Genomic DNA, 21,476 nt, shown 5'->3' with positions numbered 1-21,476 from the left:
CCATACTGTCTATTTTCCTTGTTGTTGAGAAGCAACTTGTTCAACAATAAGCGAGCCTAAATAAGTGTTAACTCCTTTATTCTCATTTTTGTTTAAACCTAATGTTTTATTCCATTCTGTTTTATCTACTGTCTCGAACTTACCTTCTTTGTTTTTCACTTCTAGTGAATTTATACCTAAGAATACAGTATCACCAAACTCCGCTTTACCATCACCAATTTCACCAGTAACATAGTAATTTTTGCCTTCTAAGCTGAAGTTTATACGATATTTATCTTTTATAACCTCACCTTTTTCATTCTTGTTTTGGTTATTTGCTTTTATATCTTCATGCACTTCTTTTGTTACTTGTAACATTACTGTACCATCCTTAATAACAATCTTCGGAGCTTTCAACTCAGATGTTTTATTGTTTTTGCTGATAGCGTATATTGCTAGACTAGTTAGTGCAACAGCAACAATTGCTAATATACCGATTCCAAGTGGTGTAGCTGCAAAAGCTGCAAGTGGAGTAAGCATGCAAGTTGAAGACACCCAATATGGTGCTGAAAGTGCTATTGCTGCGCCTATGATATACAAAGAAGTAAGTGCAACAAGTGCAGTATTTGTTTTGTGAAATTGACCACAGTGATTTTGAAAAGTTAGCATAAACGACCTCGTTTAATAAAATATTAATATGCTTAAATTGTGTATAAAAAAATTGTCATAGTCAAGCTTTTTCGTAAGTTACCTACCACTTGAGCCAAAGCCCCCTGCATTGCGACCGGTTTCTTCTGTGCAGAACTCTTCTCTCTCATCCCAAATTACCTGAGATACCGGAGAAATAAGGATTTGTGCGATTCTATCTCCTCTTTTTATTTCGTATGGTTGATTACTTAGATTAATTAGGCAAATTTTAACCTCACCTCGATAATCAGAGTCTATAGTGCCCGGAGAGTTTAAGACAGTGATTCCATGTTTTGCAGCAAGACCAGAACGTGGGCGTACTTGCCCCTCAAAACCGTTTGGTATTGCAATCACAATTCCAGTTGGAATAAGTAATCTCTCAAGTGGATTTAAAACAGCAGAGTCATTCAATGCAGCATAAAGATCCATACCAGCACTCTGCGTAGTTGCATAACATGGAAGAGACAAGTCTTCTTCGTGTGATAATCTTTTTATTTCTACTTTAATTTTACTTCTTTGCACTCCAATTTACCATCTATGAAGACTCAATTATAGCATGTAAATTGTATCTGCAAAAGTGATAAATGTAAATGATGTCATTCCAGCGCGTGACGCTAGGCCATAAAATTCCTTGACAAGTTCAGTGCTCCTTTTTTTGTCATCCCAGTGCCCCTATGATGTCATTCCAGTCTGGAATCTAGTCCTTATTATGCAGCCACTTGGTTGAAATTAAGTCTTCTGGATCCCAGTGTCTGGGCACTGGGATGACACCCTGACAACCGTCATCCCGCTACTTGTTAGCGGGATCTAGAGATACCGCGAATGAATCGCGGTATGACGTAGATTGCTGTCATTCCAGTGTCAGCTACTTGAATGACACCCTCTTGGTATTCGTGTAGTTGTAAGCAGTATAGCTATAAATCACTCACAATCGATATGCTTGCATTACTCTCAGTAAATAAATCAAGCATAATGTTAGGTATTCTACCATCAACTATGTGAACAACTCCAGCACATTCCTCCGCCATTTTAACGTATGCCATAAGCCTTTCAATAAATTTTTCCCCTTTAATTTTCCCACAATCAATCGATGCATTTAAATTTTTAACAGATATCTTCCTGCCACCAATTTTATCTATTTCTTCATCTGTGTCACTCAAGATTATCATTTTAGATGCAGAAACTGCGATTGCGATTGCGCTTGCAGTGCTATCGGCATCAATATGATATGTTTCCCCATCTTTTCCATGACCAATTGGTGCAATAACTGGTATAAAATCTGATTCTTCAATAAAAAATAATATATCAGGATTGATTTCAGTGGGTCTACCGATGAACCCCATGTCTAATATCTTTTCGATATTATTTGATCTATCTTCTCTAAGCGTAGCGGTTATTTTTTCGGCTTTAATTAAGTTACCATCTTTTCCACATAATCCAATAGCTGAACCACCAGCAGAATTTATATACTGAACAATTTTTTTATTAACTGAACCACACAGTGCCATTTCAATGATTTTCATAGTGTCTTTGTCTGTAAGTCTGATACCATTCACAAACTTACTGTCCATACCCAGCATTTTTAACACCGAGTTAATTTCATATTCTCCGTCATGAATTATTACCGGATTTATACCAAGCTGCTTCAACAAGACAACATTATGCACAAAAGTATTAAATAGTGTTTCATCTAAGATTATTGTACCACCGCATTTAATGACAAAAGTCTCGCCTACAAAGCTAGGTATGTTAGATAGCACTTCAAGTAATATTTCTGCTTTTTGTTCAAATGATACCTCACCCTTTAAAAATTCGCTACTCTTCATTTTTTTATCTTGTAAACTTGAAAAACTCATCTCTTACCTTGGTTATTTTATGCTTAACACGGATGCTCATTTGATGAATTGACACATTCTCATTATTAATCCATTTTTGAATATCTTCTATAACAGCACCTAAGCTTTTTTGACTTACTTTATCTATTTTTGTTAGCACAATGTTAAAGTTAATGTTATTATATATTAACCAATAAATGAAGTCTTTGTCTATTTCTTTTAATCCTACCTTGCTATCTATCAACACAAACACTCTTCTTAGATTTCTTCTTTGAATTAGATAATACTCAATTAAGTTTAAATATTGTATAATTTCCTCCTTACCTGCATGAGAATAACCATACCCTGGCAGGTCAACAAGCCTGAACTTATCATTGTACATAGAGTAAAAATTTATTTGTCTAGTGCATCCAGGTTTAGAGGAAACTCTGGCAGCTTTTTTGCTGTTTATCAGTAAGTTAATCAGACTGGATTTTCCTACATTTGATCTACCAGCAAACGCAATCTCTGGAGCCGATTCATCTGGTAATGTTTTTATGTCCGAAGCTCCAAATATGAAATTGCAGTTTGATGTTATCTGTTTTGCCATTATATTCAACTAGAAGGTAGTAGGTATATTATAGTGTTATTGCTTGATATAAGAAATTTTTTATTTCAGTATATATTACTTAGCTAGATCTGTGCTATATGGATATGGAAAATAATTTACAAGACTTAAAGAAAAAATTTAATGATATAGAGAGGAATTTGGAAAATCCTACCAATTTAAGTCAAAAAGAATTCATTACCCTTTCAAAGGAATACTCTGAGCTCAGGCCAATAATCAAGATAATTGATGAATATAACACGCTGAAAGAGGAAATTTCAGACTTAGAAGAAATAATGAAAGATGAAAACAGCGAAGGTGATATAAAAGAGTTAGCAAAAGAAGAATTTTTCGAAAAGCAGAAGGTATTATTACCAAAAATAAAAGCAAAATTAAAGTTAGCATTACTGCCCAAAGATGAAGATGACTCAAGAAATGCAATATTAGAAATTAGAGCAGGTACAGGCGGAGAAGAAGCAGCATTATTTGCAGCAATGTTATTTCGTATGTATCAAAAATATGCAGAAAGAAGAAATTGGAAGTTCGAGCCAATAAGCATTTCTAATACAGGTATAGGTGGCTATAAGGAAGCTTCTGCACTCATTAATGGAACAGAAGTTTTTGCAAGGTTGAAATTTGAATCAGGGGTGCACAGAGTACAGAGAGTGCCAGAAACTGAATCCTCAGGAAGGTTGCATACCTCTGCCGCTACTGTTGCGATATTACCTGAAGTAGAAGAAGTTGACTTTAAAATAGAAGAAAAAGACTTACGAATAGATGTTTATAGATCCAGTGGTCCTGGAGGGCAATCAGTGAATACAACTGACAGCGCAGTAAGGGTCACCCACTTGCCAACAGGGATAGTTGTGATACAGCAAGATGAAAAATCGCAGCATAAAAATAAAGCTAAAGCGCTCAAAGTATTGAGGGCAAGGCTATACGAAATTGAAAGACAAAAAAAAGAAATGGAAAGGTCAACAATGAGGAAAAGTCAGATTGGCTCTGGTGATCGTTCCGAGCGCATAAGAACATATAATTTCCCACAATCAAGAATAACAGACCACAGAATTAATCTAACTTCACATCGGCTAGAGCAGATTATAAAAGAAGGCGAACTAGATGAATTTATTGAGGCATTAATCTCACGTAATGAAGCAGAAAGATTGGCAGGGGAAAGTTAGCAGCCTACAATGGAATATCTTTATTAATTACATAGGATCTTTTAAACGCAATAGATAGACAGTAAAAACAAGTTCTAGTACTATCGCGGATAAAACAAGAACAGCTACACTAATTGTTTGACCATTGTAAATGTAGCTTGTTAAGCCGATAAAAATAGCCATGATAAAAGCTCTAATGAACGAGACTGCAGAAGAAGCTGTGCCTTTAATTTCAGGGAAAACATTTATTGATGCATTAAAAATCACTGGCTGGAAAATTGCACAACCGATAGAAAAAATAATCATAGACAGTGTTACTAAGTAGAAAGAGTGGGGTACAATTATACTGAATATTACAAGCAATAGAGACCCAATAGCACCCACGCTCGTACCAGAAATTACACACTTTATTGCTCCAAGTTTCTGCAAGATTTTGCCAGCAAATAGACTGATGAGTGAGAAGCACCCAACTATTGCACCTTGATGTAGTGCATAAATAGTGCTAGATAAACCAAAAGTCTTCATATACAGAAAAGGTCCACAAGTAATGAATGACATATACGCAGCAGAAAAGAGGCTTGACATCAAAGACAACGTAACAAACCTCGGATTAGATAGTAGTTTTCTGTAATCTTTCATCGTTTTTTTTAAACTGAAAATATCGCGGTTCTTTTTTGTTTCTGGTAACGCTAAAAGCAGCAAAACCCAAGAGATCAAACAAAGTATTGCAACAGTTGCATAATTACCACGCCATCCTACAATTTCATTGATGAAACTGCCTAACACTGGCGCAATTGCCATGACAACTGTAAGAACAGAATTCATGATTCCAATAAATTTCACCGCTTCGTCGCCTTTGTAGCTGTCTGCAACGATTGCAAACACAACTACAGATGTGCTAACACCAATGCCCTGAACAAAGCGAGAGATTAAAAGCCAAAAAATCGACGGTGCAAAAACACAACCAACAGCGCCGATTAATAACAAAGTGTTACCTATGATCATAATTCTCCTTCTGCCATAGCATTCAGACAATGGACCAAAAAACAACCCTCCTATGCAAAAGCCTAGGAAATTATAAGCAATAGTTAATTGAATTATGCCTTCCGGTACGTTAAAATAGTGCACCATATCAGGAAAACTAGGTACGGAAATGTCAATTTCAATGAACTTGGCAATGAGAGACAGGATTAACAGAAATGGTAGTAACATTTGAGATTTTTAATTAATGAATAAAAATATCACATTTAAAGCGTTGAAAGAAAACATTTTTTACTGTTATTAAAATGGTTAGAAACACCTCATGTGAAGGAATGGTGGATAAATTGGACACTAGGGTTAATTAAAGAAAAATATGACAACTATGTTAAAGCTCTTACTCTCTGTCCTAACTTTACTTATTTCCTCTTACTTTTTCAACAGTCCGTCTAAATTACTACAAGCAGTTTAATTTTTAGTAAATATGTCATTATTCAAAAATATGCAAGAAGCTTTATAGAAACTTAACATAATTTTATCATAAAAATGTCATTCTTAAGTCCTATGTAAAAACGAATTTTGGCACCAAGTGAATCTTTTTTAATTAACTATGAGCTGGATAAATTGGAAAATAAATTTTGTTTACTTTTACAATACCTTAAGATCTAATATAACTTTATCAGTCAAAAGTATCACAATAGGCTAGTATGTTCTTTACTCTTTTCCTAAAAATATTACCTATTTATATTACGATATTTATTGGTTATTTAGCAGGAAAATGTCTTAAAATTGATAGAAACACTATATCTCAAATACTCTTTTATATAGCTAATCCAATAGTGATTTTATATGGAGTTTCTCATACAGAAGTTAATTTAAAAGTAATTTCTCTGCCGATTTTGATATGGTTTATAGGTAGCACTATGTCCTTATCAGTGTATTATCTTTCTTCTTTTTTATTTAAGGATAACACGAGAAACATATTAGCATTTAGTTCGGGCAGCACAAGTATGGGTTATTTTGGCCTGCCGATTGCCATGGCTTTATTTGATGAAGATTCAGTATCTGTATATGTTGTTTGTTATATAGGAATGGCGCTATTTGAAAACAGCTTAGGATTTTACATAGCTGCAAATGGTATTTATACCGCAAAAGAATGCATATTAAAGTTGTTCAAACTTCCTTCGCTTTATGCGATGGTTCTGGGCTTCTTTTTAAGTATATACGATATACAAATACCTACTTTTTTAACAGATGTTATGATGAACATTAGAAGTACATTTGTCACATTAGGAATGGTGCTACTTGGAGTGAGCATTGCGAATATTGCAAGCTTTAAAATAGATTGGAAGCTTGCTTTGATCACTATTACAGCAAAGTACGTATTCTGGCCACTGTTTGTTTTAGGAATTGTCCTTTTAGACAAGCATGTTATAGGTATATACGATGAGAGCATATATAAAGCACTGATGTTGCTGGCTATTATTCCAGTTTCTGGGTCCAGTATAATACTTGCTAATATTTTGAATTATCAACCAGATAAAGCTACTCTGTTGCTTCTAATCAGTACTGCAGTGGGACTGTTTTATGTTCCACTAATAATATCATTATTTTTTACTAAACTTGTTCCTTTTTGATCAAAAAATTAAGCGCTTGCACAACCATTATTTGGGTAACAACACAAGACATTGATAAAACTTGAATTTATAGCTAAAGCAACTTCTACAATTTGGTAACCCGTCATCCCGCTACTAGTTAGCGCCGCGGCGGTAAAGTGACCTTACCCAGAAAAAGTAGAGAGAAAGTTAAGACGTTTTTGGAGTAAAATAAAACGTTTTTTCAAAATATGACAAATAGAAGAGAATATACAGCAGAATTCAAATTAGAAGCTGTTAAGCTGGTTAAAGAAACAGGTCAAGCAAGTACAAAAATAGCAAAAGATCTAGGTATAGATGGCAGTATGTTAAGTAAGAAAATATGATGGAAAAATGTCTGGAGCATACGCATTTCCAGGCAAAGGCTCCTTATGACAAAGAAAGATTTGATCTAAAAAAAGAGCTAATAAGAGAAAGAGACATCTTAAAAAAAGCCCTGGGCAAAGAAAAAGAGTAAAGTATTCTTTTATATAGAAATTGCTATAAAACACAGGAACTATGTAGGGTTTTGTACTGGTGGTATTGGTTGCTAAGGAAAAAAGCAGTAAAGAATTAGCAAAAGAAGGGCTTCTAGCAGATATTCAAAAAATACATCAAGCATTCTAAATGCAGATATGGAGCCCCTAAAATTCACGCTGAATTAAAAGCTTTAGGCAAAAATTAAAACAGTACAAAGTGTTATGCAAGAAAATGGCATTAAAACCAAGCTTAGACGAAGGTTCAAAAATAAAAAACAGCAAATAAGCAACCGAGTTGTGGCTCCGAACACATTGGATCAAAATTTTACTACTGATCAGCCAAATAAAGTTTGGGATTACCTACATAAAAACTAAAGAAGGTTGTTGGCGGCAATAATTGACCTATATTCACGCATGGTGGTTAATGAGTAACATGATAATTAGTTATAGATTCTTTATTGATGGCCGTTGATAAACGCAAACCCGATAAAAATCTGCTGTTACATAGCGATCAAGGGTCACAGTATACCTCTCAAAATTACCAATTTCTATTGAATACAAAAAACATCATTTCCAGCATGAGCCATAAGGGCTGTTGTTACGATAACTCTGTTGCAGAAAAGTTCACTTAAAAGGGAGCTGCTTATTGATACTTCTCGCTCAACAAACCAGAACTGCCATATTTGAATACATAGAAATCTTTTGTAACAAATAACGTAGACATTCTACTATTAACTATTGCATTCCTGCACAATTTATTCTCATGATAAAAACGTCTTAACTTTCTCTCTACTTTTTCTGGGTAAGGTCAATTTGGGTCTGCACCATTTTTGAGTAATAGTTTTACTTCTTGTGCATTACCATCTTCTACAGCTAGGAATAATTGTTCTTCCTGTGTTTTTACGCGTGTTTCCACATTAGATATAAAAAATAACAATACTAAACATGCAATACCAATAATGCTAATATATTTTATAACTTTTCTCATAAGATATTTTACAATGCTTCTAATAATATTAGATATCATCTATAAAATTAAAAAATCCATGAAAGGGGATGAAAATATGTAAAAAAGTATTATTGATTAATTAAAAACAGATTTTGATTTGATAATACTAATAAAATCGATTTATCTTAAATTTACGTTGATTTTTACCTGTTATTTTTTGTAGTTTATCCAACGTAAATTCCAGGTAAAACAAAGTCGTTATCTCCAACCGTTACAACCAACTCTCCTTCTTTAATTTTTATTTGATTAGGTGTATGGTCCCATACCATCACACTCTGGGATCATACACCTAAAGTACTCCGACACTGGGATGACACCCCGGGGTTTCTGGGATGACAAAAAAGAGCCCCCTGAGCAAAAATCTTATAGCCACTTGAATGATAATTGACTTTTTGCCTAAAATAACTAAGAAAGAAACTTCTCATCAAGATAACTTAAATATATACTAATTCTCTTATTTTTAAACGATTTCTCATCATGAATTGCACGATCAAAAACCTGAATTTGACTTGTTATAATGCTACAATTATTATTTGCAACTTCTAATACGCCACTATCAATTACAACCTTCTTTTCTATTTGGTTACTCATTTTAACAGTAATCATACCAGGCAATAAATAAATTAAGTAAGGAGCATGGTGAGCTAAAATCATAAGCTCCCCTTCGAGCCCAGTTACTGAAAGAGAAACCACTCCACTGAATGAAATTTGATCATCAGGAGAGAAAAATTGCACTTTAAAAGTATTCATAATCTTTAACTTTTATTTAGCTTCAGCTTGTATTAATTCAGCCTTTTTTATTGCTTCATCTATATTCCCCACCATATAAAAAGCAGCCTCTGGTAAGTGATCATATTTGCCTTCAACAATCCCTTTAAAACTGGAAACAGTATCAGAAAGTGAAACAAATTTACCAGGCATGCCAGTAAATATTTCTGCAACGTGAAAAGGTTGAGAAAGAAATTTCTGAATCTTACGAGCCCTATCAACAATAATTTTATCTTCATCAGATAGCTCATCCATACCAAGTATTGCGATAATATCTTGCAGTGATTTATAAGTTTGCAATATACGTTTCACCTCAGAAGCTACATTATAATGTTCTTCACCAATGATTTCAGCAGATAAAGACTGAGAAGTTGAATCAAGTGAATCAACAGCAGGGTATATTCCCATTTCAGCTATTTGCCTTGACAACACTGTGGTTGCATCAAGGTGAGAGAATGTAGTTGCTGGGGCTGGATCAGTTAAATCGTCCGCAGGAACATATATAGCTTGCACAGAAGTAATAGAGCCAGAAGTTGTTGAAGCTATTCTTTCTTGCATTGCACCCATATCAGTTGCAAGGGTTGGCTGATAACCAACAGCTGACGGTATTCTTCCAAGTAAAGCAGAAATTTCAGAACCAGCTTGTGTAAATCTAAAGATATTATCCACAAAAAATAGAACATCTTGGTTTTCACGGTCACGAAAATACTCTGCCATAGTAAGTGCTGTTAAAGCAATTCTAGCCCTTGCTCCAGGAGGCTCATTCATCTGACCATAAACCAAAACAGCTTGAGATTTTTCATGCTCATTTATATTTATTACATTTGAAGTGATCATCTCGTGATAAAGATCGTTACCTTCACGCGTTCTCTCCCCTACCCCGGCAAACACAGAAAATCCTTTATGAGCTTTTGCTATATTATTAATTAATTCCATTATTAGGACTGTTTTACCAACACCGGCTCCACCAAATAAGCCAATTTTTCCTCCTTTAAGATAAGGTGCAAGAAGATCTATAACTTTTATTCCCGTAACTAAAACTTCTTCCTGTATTCTCTGTTCAGTAAAACTTGGAGGTGCTCTGTGTATAGGCTCTAAGTTATACTTTCCCTTCAGTGGACCACACTCATCTATAAGCTCTCCAACAACATTAAAAATCCTTCCTAAAGTTGAACGCCCAATTGGCACCGATATTGGTGCACCTGTATCAACAAATTCATCCCCCCTTGACATGCCATCTGTGCTATCCATAGCAATACAACGAACTATATTGTCACCTATATGCTGCGAAACTTCTAAAACCAGCTCCTTATCCTTATATTTTAGTTTGCTTTTTAAAGCATTAAATATTTTAGGCAATTCACCTTCAAATTTTATATCAACAACTGCTTGAGTTACCTTAATCGCTCTACCTATATTCATCTCTTTATTTTTATCACCTAACACTATAATTCCATAAAAGAACTTCTAAAGAAAATAAATTTTATATTATTAATAGAAATTTTGCAACATTAAAACGCTTACTAGTTACGCTTCATTACAAACAATGCAAATGCATTTAATAGCCAAGTAATAATAAACAATACTAAACTAAGCGCATAAGCAGCAAGAGTTTGTACACTATTGAAATCCTGATCTCCGGTAAGTAATGTAGCGATCTGCACGGTAATGGTAGTAACTGAATTAAGAGGGTTAAAAGTCAAATTTGCGTTGATTCCCACAGCCATTAGCACAATCATTGTTTCACCTATCACTCTTGAAATTGACAATAAAATTGCACTTAAAATTGTAGGCATTGCATAAGGTATTGTTATATGCCATATAGTTTCCGCTGGAGTTGCACCAAGTGCCATGAAGCCATAACGCAAGCTTTTTGGAACAGATCTTATGGCATCTTCGAGTAAAGAAATAATAAAAGGAAGAATCATTATCCCAATCGATAAACCGGCAACTAAGGCACTTTCTGAGTGTATACTTAAACCAAAAAAATTTGCTACCTGCTTTATAAAGAAAGACAAAAACACAACCGCGAAATATCCATATACAACCGTAGGAATAGCAGACAAAACTTGCAAAGTTGTATTAACAATATAACGCACTTTCTCACTCGCATATTCACTAATATATATTGCAGAAAATAAACCAAGCGGAACGACAACTAACATTGCTATAATAGTTATAAGTAATGTACCAACTAAAAGCGGCGCTATACCAAAACATCCTATCTTCTCTTCATTGATAGTGACTACATTGTGGCCCCATTTCAAGCAAAACAAGAATTCTGAAATAGCTACTTTATTAAAAAAACTAATGGATTGAATAAAAATAGACAGCATTATAAATAAAGTGATAAAAAATGATATGGCCAAAGCCACAAATAACGAAAGTTTTATTATCTTATTTCTTTTATTTTTAAAGATAAAAGCAAGCATGAAAAAAAGTAACGCTATAGAAATAAAAGTTACAAAACAATTATTATAGAATACTAACAACCAAGTTAGCATCCATACACAACTAAGATATAGATAAGATTTAACCTTATTTACTTCTTGAAACCTACTAAAACAAAATAAAAGGATTAGTAAGACAGGTATGACTATCACCGAATTCATTCTTCCATGCATCAAATTTTATTCTACGAAAATGTCATACAAGTTCACCATTATTTGACAATAAAGTAAAACAATTTAAAATAAATAATTATATTAATATAAAAACAATGAAGAGAACATTTCAACCAAAAAATTTGATAAGAAAGCGCAGACACGGATTTCGTTCACGTATGGCAACAAGAGCTGGAAGAAAAATCCTTAATAGGCGCCGTTCATTAGGGTGTAACAAATTATGCGCATAGTAAGTATAAAAAAAAAGATTTTTCTTCTGCTTTCAAAAATAAGTTAGCACTCAACAGTCTTTTTTATCGTGGGCTTTATATATCACTGTACGCTATAAAAGAAAGAGAACCTGAAAAGTACATTCATACTATTAGAGTAGGTCTGGCTATCAGTAAAAAAACCGGAAAAGCAGCAAAAAGAAATAAAATAAAAAGGCAACTACGAATGCTTGCTAAAATTAGCATTTTAAATATAAGTAATATAGGGCACTACTACATAATACTAACTCATAGAAACATTATGCAAGCAAGTTATAAAAATTTACAAAAAGATCTAACTATTTGCTTAAAAAAGATAAAATAAAAAAAATCTCAATTAAGGTATTTACAACTATATTTTTTATGATAATATAGGTAAAACTTTTAAAAATAGTTAATGGGTGTGATGAATGGTAGAGCATATAAAAGAGGTAAATAACACAGGCTTTGGTCAGATGTATCAATTCTTATTTCTTCCTAAAGGAACAGGAACAGATTGGAGGTCAGCATTTCGCCAACAAGAAGAATTATTTAAAAAAGTGGGAGGTAATGTAATATTACCAGAAATCAGTAATTCTCCTTCAAAAGGGAATCAATTAGGGAAAGTAGGAACAATGCTAAATAATGTAGAAAATGACCAAGAACATATAAGAAAAAAAAGATATCATAGTTAAAGTAAAAACTTAAAGAATAGTAACAAAACAAGAAAGTTAAAATATAAGTATACCTACTGTCTAATTAACAAAGAAATTTTTATAAACTTGGCGGCGACCTACTCTCCCTTTTCAAGTACCATCAGCGCTAAAAAGTTTCACTTCCGAGTTCGAGATGAGATCGGGTGGTTCATTTTTGCTATAGCCACCAAGTCAATAAAAATTTCTAACTTAACAATTTTAACTTAATATTTAACACTGCATACACACATATAGAAAGCAAATAAATCAATCAGGCTATTAGTACTAGTTAGCTTCACATGTTACCATGCTTCCACACCTAGCCTATCAACGTGGTAGTCTTCCACGGCCTTAATTGGGAAATCTTTTTGAAGAGGGTTTCTTGCTTATATGCTTTCAGCAATTATCCCATCTATACATAGCCACCCAGCGATGCTATTGGCATAACAGCTGGTACACCAGAGGTATATCCATCTCGGTCCTCTCGTACTAGAGTCAGACCTTCTCAAATTTCCTTCACCCACGGCAGATAGAAACCGAACTGTCTCACGACGTTCTAAACCCAACTCACGTATCACTTTAATCGGCGAACAGCCGAACCCTTGGGACCTTCTTCAGCCCCAGGATGTGATGAGTCGACATCGAGGTGCCAAACGGTGTCGTCGCTATGAACGCTCGAACACCATCAGCCTGTTATCCCCGGCGTACCTTTTATCCGTTGAGCGATGACCCTTCCATACAGAATCACCGGATCACTATGACCGACTTTCGTCTCTGCTTGGCTTGTCAGCCTCGCAGTCAGGCAAGCTTATGCCATTATACTATCAAGCTGATTTCCGACCAGCTCTAGCTTACCTTCGCACGCCTCCGTTACTTTTTAGGAGGCGACCGCCCCAGTCAAACTACCCACCATACAATGTCCTAGTTCCAGATAATGAAACATAGTTAGATATCAAAAGTGTAAAGGGTGGTATCTCAAGGTTGACTCCATTATAGCTAGCGCCATAACTTCAAAGTCTCCCACCTATCCTGCACATCACACTTTTAATAGCAATGTAAAGCTATAGTAAAGGTGCACGGGGTCTCTTCGTCTAACCGCGGGTACCCCGCATCTGCACGGGGAATTCAATTTCGCTGAAGTGATGTTGGAGACAGTGGAGAAATCGTTACGCCATTCGTGCGGGTCGGAACTTACCCGACAAGGAATTTCGCTACCTTAGGACCGTCAGTGTTACGGCCGCCGTTTACTGGGGCTTCAATTCGGAGCTTGCACCCTTCCTATTAACCTTCCAGCACCGGGCAGGCGTCAGACCCTATACTTCCACTTACGTGTTTGCAGAGTCCTGTGTTTTTAGTAAACAGTCGCTACTCCCTATTTTGTGCCACCTACTTATAGTTGCCTAAAAGCAGGTTACCCTTCTTCCGAAGTTACAGGTATAATTTGCCGAGTTCCTTCAACATCATTCTTTCAACACCTTAGTATACTCTACTCATCCACCAGTGTCGGTTTGCGGTACGGCCTCATAAATATAAGTGCTATTTCCTGGAGCTTCTTTTAAGCATAGATCAATCCAATAAGATCTATACAAATACGAAACCCGTCACACTTAAGAGGTTTAGGAATATTAACCTAATTGCCATCGACTACTCCTTTACGGACTCGCCTTAGGAACCGACTAACCCTACGCAGATTAACTTAACGTAGGAACCCTTAGATTTTTGGTGAGAGTGTTTTTCACACTCTTTTACGCTACTTATGTCAGCATTCTCACTTCCGATATCTCCAGCAGTTTTCACAAACCACCTTCACAGACTTACGGAACGCTCCGCTACCGCGCCTATTGATCGAAATCAATAAGCACTCACATCTTCGGTATACAGCTTTAGCCCCGGTACATTTTCGGCGCAGAAAAACTTATTTAGACAAGTGAGCTGTTACGCTTTCTTTAAAGGATGGCTGCTTCCAAGCCAACCTCCTAGCTGTAATGGTTTTTCTACTTCCTTCCCCACTTAGCTGTAATTTTGGGACCTTAGATAGTGATCTGGGTTGTTTCCCTCTTCACCACGGACTTAGCACCCGTAGTGTGCCTGCTATATAATTAATTGTTGGTATTCGGAGTTTAGTTAGATTTGGTAAGACGGTGAATCCCCCTAGTCTATCCAGTGCTCTACCCCCAACAACATACATACAACGCTCTACCTAAATAGATTTCGCGGAGAACCAGCTATTTCCAAGTTTGATTGGCCTTTCACCCCTAATCACAACTCATCCAATAATGTTGCAACATTAACTGGTTCGATCCTCCAGTGTGTTTTACCACACCTTCAATCTGGTCATGACTAGATCACTTGGTTTCGGGTCTAATCCATAAAACTAAAACGCCCTATTCAGACTTGCTTTCGCTACGCCTACACCTAACGGCTTAAGCTTGCTTCATAGATTAACTCGCTGACCCATTATGCAAAAGGTACGCTGTCACTCTAAATATCAATAAATTGATATAGAGCTCCAACTGTTTGTAAGCACTTGATTTCAGATTCTATTTCACTCCCCTCCCGGGGTTCTTTTCACCTTTCCCTCACGGTACTTGTTCACTATCGGTCGTTAAGGAGTATTTAGGCTTGGAGGATGGTCCCCCCATATTCAAACAGGATTTCACGTGCCCCGCTCTACTCAAGGATTTAAAAACTTTCTACTTATACAGGACTATCACCTTCTATGGTTACTATTTCCAGAGTATTCTAATTCTTATTCTTAAATCACTAGCCTTTTCCGCTTTCGCTCGTCACTACTAACAGAATCTCGGTTGATTTCTTTTCCTTTGGCTACTTAGATATTTCAGTTCACCAAGTTTGCTTTACATACTTAGTACGTAATAACTAGCTAAACTAGTTGGGTTTCCCCATTCGGAAATCTGCGGATCAAAATTTGTTGACAATTCCCCACAGCTTATCGCAGCCTGCCACGTCCTTCATCGCCTCTTAACGCCAAGGCATCCATCAAGTGCTCTTAATAATTTATTTATCCGACTATATGCAGAATATGCAGAGTTAAATATTATTAAAATTGAATTGAGATTAAATTAATCTCTACCATAAAACTTGTCAAACATCTAAAAACTAAATTAATCTTTTATATGTTATAACCTAATAAATAATATGTCAACGCCTTTTTGCACAAAACATTTACTTATATTATCAACAACAATATACTAGCAATCCTAAACAGTATAATCTGAGAAATATGTGGTAAACTTATATATACAGTAAAAATTAATAAAAAAGATATTTTGTAAGATAAAATGTGTTAAAATCAATTGCCTAAAAATGATAATAAACATTCGGAGTATTTCTAACGTATGAAAAGTAATCTCTCTTTTATAAAAAACGTTGCTTTAAATTGTATGTCTAAGCTCATTGGCGTATTAAATATTAAGAAAGTAAAACACTTCATTGTGAATAAATATAATACTCTTCATAAAGAAATGACAGTGCTTCTTAAAAAATCTAAGAACCTGTTAAACACCAACATTGAAATCGGTTTATATCACTTTTATAAAGGTAGCATATCAGATGCAAAGTTACGATTTTGGTTAATTAGCATATTTTACCCCCATTTACCTATAGTCTGGTATAACATCGGAAGGTGTCATTTTGCGGTAGGGAATACTAACAAAGCTTATAATTATTTAACAAGGGCACTAAAATTAGATAATGACCACGAGGAGGCGTCTTACTATATAAAAAAAATGACAAACTCAGCGCCTATTACAGAATTGCCAAAAAACCTCATAAGACAATATTTTGATTACACAGGTGAATATTTTGTTGAGCATTGGTTGATTGCCAAACAATATAGAGGGCATGAACTTGTACACATGATAATTACAAAAATCTTCAACAACTCCACTTCTGAGCTCAATATACTCGACCTTGGTTGTGGAACTGGAATATGTGGTCATTTCTTGAAAATAAATAGTATTGGAAACCATATAATAGGAATTGACATTTCAAGTAGAATGCTAAATATCGCAAGAGGATGCTTTATAAAAGGTAAGCCTGTTTACAATGAATTAATACATATGGAAATGAAAGAGTTTCTTAAACAAGAGAAAAACCAGCAGTATGATGTAATTATCTTTGCTGAAGTGCTACATTATCTACATGACTTTCAAGAAGAATTGGAATTAGCAAAAAGATCTACGAGCAAAAAAGGGGTTATTGTATGCTTAATAAGAAGAAAGGAAGGTGAAGGTATTGACTTTGTAAATAAAGGAGACTATTTTCGTCACTCAGAAAGTTATGTTCAACATGTTGCAAAAGAAATAAATATGCAAATAAGTTATATGAGTTACTGTAAAATATATGGCAGTCAGGTTAACGGTATCTTGTTTGCATTACAGCATCAACAAGAAAATCCGAAAAACCTAACTTAAAAATCGCTCAAAATGACTTTTAAGTATCTATATATAATAAAAGAATAAAAGGAACTTTATGAATAACATTACCATTAATTACGCAAAGGACAGCAAATTAACCGACTTTGGAAAAGCAGTTCTATCAGACAGGTATTTAATAGAAAATGAAAGTTATCAAGACCTCTTTGCACGTATTGCTAATTACTATTCTGATAATAAAGAACATGCGCAGCGTCTTTATGACTACATGAGCAACTTGTGGTTCATGCCTTCAACACCAATACTCAGCAATGGTGGCACTAAGAGAGGGTTACCTATCTCTTGCTTTCTTAATGAAACCGAAGACAGCTTGCAGGGAATAGTTGATCTATGGAATGAAAATGTTTGGCTTGCTGCACGTGGAGGAGGCATAGGTAGTTATTGGGGAAATTTACGCTCAATAGGCGAAAGCGTAAAGGGTAGCGGCAAAACATCAGGAATTGTTCCATTTATTGTAGTGCAAAATGCTCTAACGCTTGCAATTAGTCAGGGATCCCTAAGGCGAGGAAGTTCAGCAGTCTACCTTCCTGTATCTCATCCGGAGATAGAAGAGTTTCTGGATTTACGCAAGCCAACAGGCGGTGACCCAAATCGCAAAGCGTTAAATATACATCATGCTGTAATAGTAACAGATAAATTTATGCAGGCTGTTGAGAATGATCAAGAATGGAATTTAATAAGCCCTCACAACAATAAGGTTATTTCAACTGTAAAAGCGCGGGATATATGGATCAAAATATTAACAGCAAGAGTTGAAACTGGAGAACCTTACATTATTTTCCTTGATGCAACAAATAACAATAAGCCAGAATCTTACAAAAAGCTCAACTTAGACATCAAGATGTCAAATCTATGCAGTGAAATAACTTTAACCACAGGTTATGATCACCTGAATAAGTCACGCACTGCTGTGTGTTGTCTATCATCCGTAAACCTTGAGTACTACGAAGAATGGAAAGACAATAAACTCTTCATAGAAGATATAATGCGCTTTCTTGATAATGTATTGGAAGATTTCATAAATAAAGCACCGAATGAAATGCAGCGAGCAAAATATTCTGCAGCCAGAGAACGCAGTATTGGTCTTGGTGTGTTGGGCTTTCACTCATTTTTACAAAGCAAAATGGTTCCTTTTGAATCAGTAACAGCACAACAATGGAATAAAAAAATATTTAAGTATTTACGCGAGCAAGCAGATATAGTTTCTAAAAAATTAGCAGAAGAAAAGGGAGCATGTTCTGATGCCAAAGAAGTTGATCTAATGGAAAGGTTTACACACAAACTCGCTATTGCTCCTACTGCTTCGATCTCCATTATTGCAGGTAATACCTCTCCTGGAATAGAACCATATGCAGCAAACGTATTCATACAAAAGACACTTACAGGCTCATTTGTAGTGCGAAATAAATTCTTGCAAAAACTATTAGCAGAAAAAAATCAAGACAATGATAAAATATGGTCTTCAATTTCAACAAACGAGGGTTCCGTTCAGCATTTAGATTTTCTTAGTGAGCATGAAAAATTGACATTTAAAACAGCGTACGAGCTTGACCAAAGATGGATTATAGAACATGCAAGTGATAGAACTTCGTATATTTGTCAATCTCAATCAGTAAATCTGTTCTTACCTGCCAACGTACATAAACGTTACTTGCACAAAATACACATGCTTGCTTGGAAAAAAGGATTGAAGAGCTTATATTACTGCAGATCACAATCAATGCAGAGAGCCGATAAGGTCTCGCATGACATATTCAAAAAAAGTGAAATATTGCAACAAAAAACAGATATTGACTACGATGAATGTCTGTCATGCCAATAGCGGCCTTACTCAAAAAAGTAGAGAGAAAGTTAAGCAAATGGGTAAATAGACTTCTTGCATAACCATATAACGCACTTTTATTGGGAATAGAAACGAAAAAACTTTCTTGACAAACTCCGCCAGCCCTCTTATCATAAAACTGAAGCTATTTATTTATCTTCTCTGTACAGATTAAATGACAAAAAAACTCACGTATCTGGCGTCTCATGTTTAATTTTTTGCACTATGTGCACCTTATGTCTTTATCAAACTTCTACCTACATAAGCTGAAACGCGCTTATAAAGCGTTTAAAACATAAAAAAACGCCAACTTAAAAAATGGATAGTGAATAACTAGCTACCCTAGGGTTTCTTTTGCCTTTTTTTCTGTTTAGTAAATTTCTTAAACATTTATAGCTAAGGTTAGTTGCATTTAAAAGCAGCTGAGTCGCGGTTATTAAGCGTTTAGAATAAAAAAACGCCATACTTGAAAGTATAATGTAAGTAATTAGCCAACTACGGGGCTTCTTTTGCCTTTTTTTTCATTTGGTAAATTTCTTAAACATTTATGGCTAAACGACAATCGTCATCCCGCTACTTGTTAGCGGGATCTATTGCCGAGATACCGCGAATGAATCGCGGTATGACGGTTCGCGGTGGCATGACGATAAAGTTTATACCTCGTCATCCCGCTGCTTGTTAGCGGGATCTCTTGTTAGCGGCTGAGATACCGCGAATGAATCGCGGTATGACGGTTCGTGGCAGCATGAAGATAATCCCGCTACTTGTTAGCGGCTGAGATACTGCGGCGGTATGACGTAGATTGCTGTCATTCCGCTACTAGTTAGCGCCGCAGCGGTATGGTGTAGGAAAATTAGCTATATAGCTAACTTGTACCACGCGTTAAAGCTTTTAAACAGGTCTTGGTTTACTTACTCCATTATTTTCTTTATTATCAGATATCATTTTAAATAATATGGAGGAGCAAATTGTCAGCAATTGCCATTATTGATTTTGGTTCACAGTTTACACAGCTTATCGCAAGACAAGTAAGAGGAATGGGCGTTTATTGTGAGATATTTCCAAGCAACATCAGTTTTGAAACAATATCAAAATTCAATGGGTTTATTCTCTCTGGAGGACCACAATCTGTAAATGATGATTGTTCTGAAACAAGTAGAGTAGTACATGAAATTATAAAACTTAATGAGGCAACAAGCGTTCCTATACTTGGAATATGCTATGGACAGCAACTCATTTGTCATTATTTTGGAGCAAAAGTAAAAGAGAGTTTCAAACAGGAGTTTGGTAGAACTAAAATCAAGATACTAAAAGAATCCCCCATTGTAAAGGATACCTGGGATGTTAATTCTGAAGTGGATGTATTAATGAACCATGCGGACAGTGTTGATACTATACCACAGGGATTTACTGTTATCGCATCAGGTGTGATAAATCAAACAATTGCAATGATTGTTAACGAACAGCGAAAGATTTACTGTACTCAATTCCATCCTGAAGTGAGGCCCACAACAAATGGCAGTAAATTGCTCTCTAACTTCTTGGATATTGCAAATTGCGAAAGAGACTGGACAATGAAGTCGTTTATTGAGGAGCAAAAGGAAAAAATCAAAAATGTAGTAGGAGAGAAAAAAGTAATCGCTGCAGTAAGTGGTGGGGTTGATTCAAGTGTTGCAGCGGCTCTCACATATAAAGCTATAGGAAAACAATTAAACTGTATTTTTATCGATACTGGGTTGTTACGCAAGAACCAGACCATTGCTATGTTGAAAGAGATTCCGATAAACTACGTTGATAAATCAAATTTATTTTTGAGTAGATTGAAGGGAATAACTGATCCAGAAGAAAAACGAAAAATTATCGGTAACACTTTTATTGAAGTGTTTGAAGAAGAAGCAAAAAAAATAGGTGATGTGGATTTTTTGATGCAAGGTACCATCTACTCTGATGTAGTTGAGTCAGGGCATGCCTCAGACAACACTAGTACAATTAAGTCTCACCATAATGTTGGTGGGTTGCCAGAAAAGATGAATCTGAAGTTAGTGGAGCCTTTACGTTACCTCTTTAAAGATGAGGTAAGGCTACTTGGAAAGGAAATTGGGCTTTCAGACGAGATAATATTTCAACATCCATTTCCTGGACCCGGACTTGCAGTGAGGATTATAAGTGAAGTCGATAAAGAAAAGGTGCAAATATTGCAAGAAGTAGATGAAATATATATTAATACGATGAAAAATTACGATCTATATGATAAGATATGGCAAGCTTTTGCTGTATTATTACCAATAAAAACTGTAGGCGTTATGGGAGATGGTCGTACGTATGGATATGTTTGTGCTTTAAGGGCTGTAACATCATCTGATGGTATGACAGCTGATGCATTTCCATTTGAAAATAAGGATCAACACTTGCTAGTATTTTGGGATTTTTTACAGAATGTTGGCAGTATAATTGTTAATAATGTTCCCGGAGTAAATAGAGTTGTTTATGATATCACTTCTAAACCACCCGCAACTATTGAGTGGGAGTAAATCAA

Annotated in this window: 19 protein-coding genes, 2 rRNA genes and 1 pseudogene; 11 read left to right on the top strand and 11 right to left on the bottom strand. The window is 35.4% G+C overall.

What is annotated here, in order from left to right:
- Nucleotides 1–9 precede the first annotated feature (9 nt).
- The 4 genes from ABWU40_RS02390 to yihA form a co-directional block, all read right to left on the bottom strand.
- Entirely contained in the window at nucleotides 10–648 is a 639-nt protein-coding gene (locus tag ABWU40_RS02390; protein WP_353279304.1) for a hypothetical protein, read from the bottom strand.
- A 78-nt stretch (nucleotides 649–726) separates the two neighbouring features.
- The gene (gene dut, locus ABWU40_RS02385) at nucleotides 727–1,188 is read right to left on the bottom strand and encodes a dUTP diphosphatase (protein ID WP_353279302.1); all 462 of its coding nucleotides are present in this window, start codon (nucleotides 1,186–1,188) and stop codon (nucleotides 727–729) included.
- Nucleotides 1,189–1,580: 392 nt separating this feature from the next.
- Nucleotides 1,581–2,492 carry an acetylglutamate kinase gene (gene argB, locus ABWU40_RS02375; protein ID WP_015588869.1) on the bottom strand — a complete coding sequence of 304 codons (912 nt, stop codon included), beginning with the start codon at nucleotides 2,490–2,492 and terminating at the stop codon, nucleotides 1,581–1,583.
- Nucleotides 2,493–2,496: 4 nt separating this feature from the next.
- Entirely contained in the window at nucleotides 2,497–3,090 is a 594-nt protein-coding gene (gene yihA, locus ABWU40_RS02370; protein WP_015588868.1) for a ribosome biogenesis GTP-binding protein YihA/YsxC, read from the bottom strand.
- 98 nt (nucleotides 3,091–3,188) lie between these two features.
- On the opposite strand from yihA, the gene prfA reads away from it, so the two are divergent.
- Nucleotides 3,189–4,268 (top strand): peptide chain release factor 1, encoded by a 1,080-nt coding sequence (gene prfA / locus ABWU40_RS02365; RefSeq protein ID WP_015588867.1) that lies wholly within the window; start codon nucleotides 3,189–3,191, stop codon nucleotides 4,266–4,268.
- 27 nt (nucleotides 4,269–4,295) lie between these two features.
- Here the strand turns inward: prfA and ABWU40_RS02360 are convergent, their stop codons facing one another.
- On the bottom strand, nucleotides 4,296–5,459 hold the full coding sequence (locus ABWU40_RS02360; RefSeq protein ID WP_010962461.1) for a multidrug effflux MFS transporter: 1,164 nt from the start codon (nucleotides 5,457–5,459) through the stop codon (nucleotides 4,296–4,298).
- Nucleotides 5,460–5,932: 473 nt separating this feature from the next.
- Here ABWU40_RS02360 and ABWU40_RS02355 point away from each other — a divergent pair, with 473 nt between their 5' ends.
- The 4 genes from ABWU40_RS02355 (at nucleotide 5,933) to ABWU40_RS02340 (ending at nucleotide 7,970) form a co-directional block, all read left to right on the top strand.
- Complete coding sequence (locus ABWU40_RS02355; RefSeq protein ID WP_141456821.1) at nucleotides 5,933–6,862, top strand: AEC family transporter; 930 nt, start codon at nucleotides 5,933–5,935, stop codon at nucleotides 6,860–6,862.
- 209 nt (nucleotides 6,863–7,071) lie between these two features.
- Entirely contained in the window at nucleotides 7,072–7,206 is a 135-nt protein-coding gene (locus ABWU40_RS02350) for an IS3 family transposase (protein ID WP_007548354.1), read from the top strand.
- Nucleotides 7,203–7,337, top strand: coding sequence for a hypothetical protein (locus ABWU40_RS02345; protein ID WP_007548509.1), 135 nt, complete (start codon nucleotides 7,203–7,205; stop codon nucleotides 7,335–7,337). Before ABWU40_RS02350 ends, ABWU40_RS02345 begins: the two co-directional genes overlap by 4 nt.
- Nucleotides 7,338–7,799: 462 nt before the next feature.
- Entirely contained in the window at nucleotides 7,800–7,970 is a 171-nt protein-coding gene (locus tag ABWU40_RS02340) for a DDE-type integrase/transposase/recombinase (protein WP_080717647.1), read from the top strand.
- A 176-nt stretch (nucleotides 7,971–8,146) separates the two neighbouring features.
- On the opposite strand, the gene ABWU40_RS02335 is transcribed toward ABWU40_RS02340, so the two are convergent.
- From ABWU40_RS02335 to pstC, 4 genes are all read right to left on the bottom strand, one after another.
- A complete protein-coding gene (locus ABWU40_RS02335; RefSeq protein WP_223823054.1) occupies nucleotides 8,147–8,326 on the bottom strand; it encodes an ankyrin repeat domain-containing protein in 180 nt (59 codons plus the stop codon).
- A gap of 426 nt (nucleotides 8,327–8,752) precedes the next feature.
- On the bottom strand, nucleotides 8,753–9,097 hold the full coding sequence (locus tag ABWU40_RS02330) for a F0F1 ATP synthase subunit epsilon (protein WP_015588865.1): 345 nt from the start codon (nucleotides 9,095–9,097) through the stop codon (nucleotides 8,753–8,755).
- A 12-nt stretch (nucleotides 9,098–9,109) separates the two neighbouring features.
- Nucleotides 9,110–10,537: a F0F1 ATP synthase subunit beta gene (atpD, locus tag ABWU40_RS02325; RefSeq protein WP_141457329.1), complete on the bottom strand. Its 1,428-nt coding sequence runs from the start codon at nucleotides 10,535–10,537 to the stop codon at nucleotides 9,110–9,112.
- A gap of 101 nt (nucleotides 10,538–10,638) precedes the next feature.
- Nucleotides 10,639–11,727 (bottom strand): phosphate ABC transporter permease subunit PstC, encoded by a 1,089-nt coding sequence (pstC, locus tag ABWU40_RS02320; protein ID WP_038199744.1) that lies wholly within the window; start codon nucleotides 11,725–11,727, stop codon nucleotides 10,639–10,641.
- A gap of 107 nt (nucleotides 11,728–11,834) precedes the next feature.
- Here pstC and rpmH point away from each other — a divergent pair, with 107 nt between their 5' ends.
- The 3 genes and pseudogenes from rpmH to ABWU40_RS02305 all read left to right on the top strand — a co-directional run bounded on the left by rpmH (nucleotide 11,835) and on the right by ABWU40_RS02305 (nucleotide 12,661).
- Nucleotides 11,835–11,969: a 50S ribosomal protein L34 gene (gene rpmH / locus ABWU40_RS02315; RefSeq protein ID WP_006279898.1), complete on the top strand. Its 135-nt coding sequence runs from the start codon at nucleotides 11,835–11,837 to the stop codon at nucleotides 11,967–11,969.
- A 67-nt stretch (nucleotides 11,970–12,036) separates the two neighbouring features.
- A pseudogene (rnpA, locus tag ABWU40_RS02310) lies at nucleotides 12,037–12,312 on the top strand (ribonuclease P protein component); the annotation flags it as partial.
- 85 nt (nucleotides 12,313–12,397) lie between these two features.
- The gene (locus tag ABWU40_RS02305; RefSeq protein WP_353279300.1) at nucleotides 12,398–12,661 is read left to right on the top strand and encodes a hypothetical protein; all 264 of its coding nucleotides are present in this window, start codon (nucleotides 12,398–12,400) and stop codon (nucleotides 12,659–12,661) included.
- A gap of 85 nt (nucleotides 12,662–12,746) precedes the next feature.
- On the opposite strand, the gene rrf is transcribed toward ABWU40_RS02305, so the two are convergent.
- Both rrf and ABWU40_RS02295 read right to left on the bottom strand, forming a co-directional pair.
- Nucleotides 12,747–12,853: ribosomal RNA gene (gene rrf / locus ABWU40_RS02300) — 5S ribosomal RNA — on the bottom strand.
- 66 nt (nucleotides 12,854–12,919) lie between these two features.
- Nucleotides 12,920–15,685: ribosomal RNA gene (locus tag ABWU40_RS02295) — 23S ribosomal RNA — on the bottom strand.
- Nucleotides 15,686–16,020: 335 nt separating this feature from the next.
- Between ABWU40_RS02295 and ABWU40_RS02290 the strand changes: the two genes are divergently transcribed.
- The 3 genes from ABWU40_RS02290 to guaA all read left to right on the top strand — a co-directional run bounded on the left by ABWU40_RS02290 (nucleotide 16,021) and on the right by guaA (nucleotide 21,471).
- The gene (locus ABWU40_RS02290) at nucleotides 16,021–17,097 is read left to right on the top strand and encodes a methyltransferase domain-containing protein (RefSeq protein WP_141456819.1); all 1,077 of its coding nucleotides are present in this window, start codon (nucleotides 16,021–16,023) and stop codon (nucleotides 17,095–17,097) included.
- A gap of 58 nt (nucleotides 17,098–17,155) precedes the next feature.
- Entirely contained in the window at nucleotides 17,156–18,940 is a 1,785-nt protein-coding gene (locus ABWU40_RS02285; protein ID WP_353279298.1) for a ribonucleoside-diphosphate reductase subunit alpha, read from the top strand.
- A 968-nt stretch (nucleotides 18,941–19,908) separates the two neighbouring features.
- Complete coding sequence (gene guaA, locus ABWU40_RS02280; RefSeq protein WP_141456818.1) at nucleotides 19,909–21,471, top strand: glutamine-hydrolyzing GMP synthase; 1,563 nt, start codon at nucleotides 19,909–19,911, stop codon at nucleotides 21,469–21,471.
- Nucleotides 21,472–21,476: the final 5 nt, after the last annotated feature.

The organism is Wolbachia endosymbiont (group A) of Cydia amplana, assembly GCF_964028495.1.
Taxonomy (GTDB): Bacteria; Pseudomonadota; Alphaproteobacteria; order Rickettsiales; family Anaplasmataceae; genus Wolbachia; species Wolbachia pipientis.
Note: the sequence above shows the minus strand (reverse complement) of the source record. Positions and strands in the feature narration are given on the sequence as shown.

Coding starts and splice junctions, on each gene's coding strand:
- ABWU40_RS02390 (WP_353279304.1), bottom strand. CDS start 648: ATGCTAACTTTTCAAAATCACTGTGGTCAATTTCACAAAACAAATACT.
- argB (WP_015588869.1), bottom strand. CDS start 2,492: ATGAAGAGTAGCGAATTTTTAAAGGGTGAGGTATCATTTGAACAAAAA.
- yihA (WP_015588868.1), bottom strand. CDS start 3,090: ATGGCAAAACAGATAACATCAAACTGCAATTTCATATTTGGAGCTTCG.
- prfA (WP_015588867.1), top strand. CDS start 3,189: ATGGATATGGAAAATAATTTACAAGACTTAAAGAAAAAATTTAATGAT.
- ABWU40_RS02360 (WP_010962461.1), bottom strand. CDS start 5,459: ATGTTACTACCATTTCTGTTAATCCTGTCTCTCATTGCCAAGTTCATT.
- ABWU40_RS02355 (WP_141456821.1), top strand. CDS start 5,933: ATGTTCTTTACTCTTTTCCTAAAAATATTACCTATTTATATTACGATA.
- ABWU40_RS02350 (WP_007548354.1), top strand. CDS start 7,072: ATGACAAATAGAAGAGAATATACAGCAGAATTCAAATTAGAAGCTGTT.
- ABWU40_RS02345 (WP_007548509.1), top strand. CDS start 7,203: ATGATGGAAAAATGTCTGGAGCATACGCATTTCCAGGCAAAGGCTCCT.
- ABWU40_RS02340 (WP_080717647.1), top strand. CDS start 7,800: ATGGCCGTTGATAAACGCAAACCCGATAAAAATCTGCTGTTACATAGC.
- ABWU40_RS02335 (WP_223823054.1), bottom strand. CDS start 8,326: ATGAGAAAAGTTATAAAATATATTAGCATTATTGGTATTGCATGTTTA.
- ABWU40_RS02330 (WP_015588865.1), bottom strand. CDS start 9,097: ATGAATACTTTTAAAGTGCAATTTTTCTCTCCTGATGATCAAATTTCA.
- atpD (WP_141457329.1), bottom strand. CDS start 10,537: ATGAATATAGGTAGAGCGATTAAGGTAACTCAAGCAGTTGTTGATATA.
- pstC (WP_038199744.1), bottom strand. CDS start 11,727: ATGAATTCGGTGATAGTCATACCTGTCTTACTAATCCTTTTATTTTGT.
- rpmH (WP_006279898.1), top strand. CDS start 11,835: ATGAAGAGAACATTTCAACCAAAAAATTTGATAAGAAAGCGCAGACAC.
- ABWU40_RS02305 (WP_353279300.1), top strand. CDS start 12,398: ATGGTAGAGCATATAAAAGAGGTAAATAACACAGGCTTTGGTCAGATG.
- ABWU40_RS02290 (WP_141456819.1), top strand. CDS start 16,021: ATGAAAAGTAATCTCTCTTTTATAAAAAACGTTGCTTTAAATTGTATG.
- ABWU40_RS02285 (WP_353279298.1), top strand. CDS start 17,156: ATGAATAACATTACCATTAATTACGCAAAGGACAGCAAATTAACCGAC.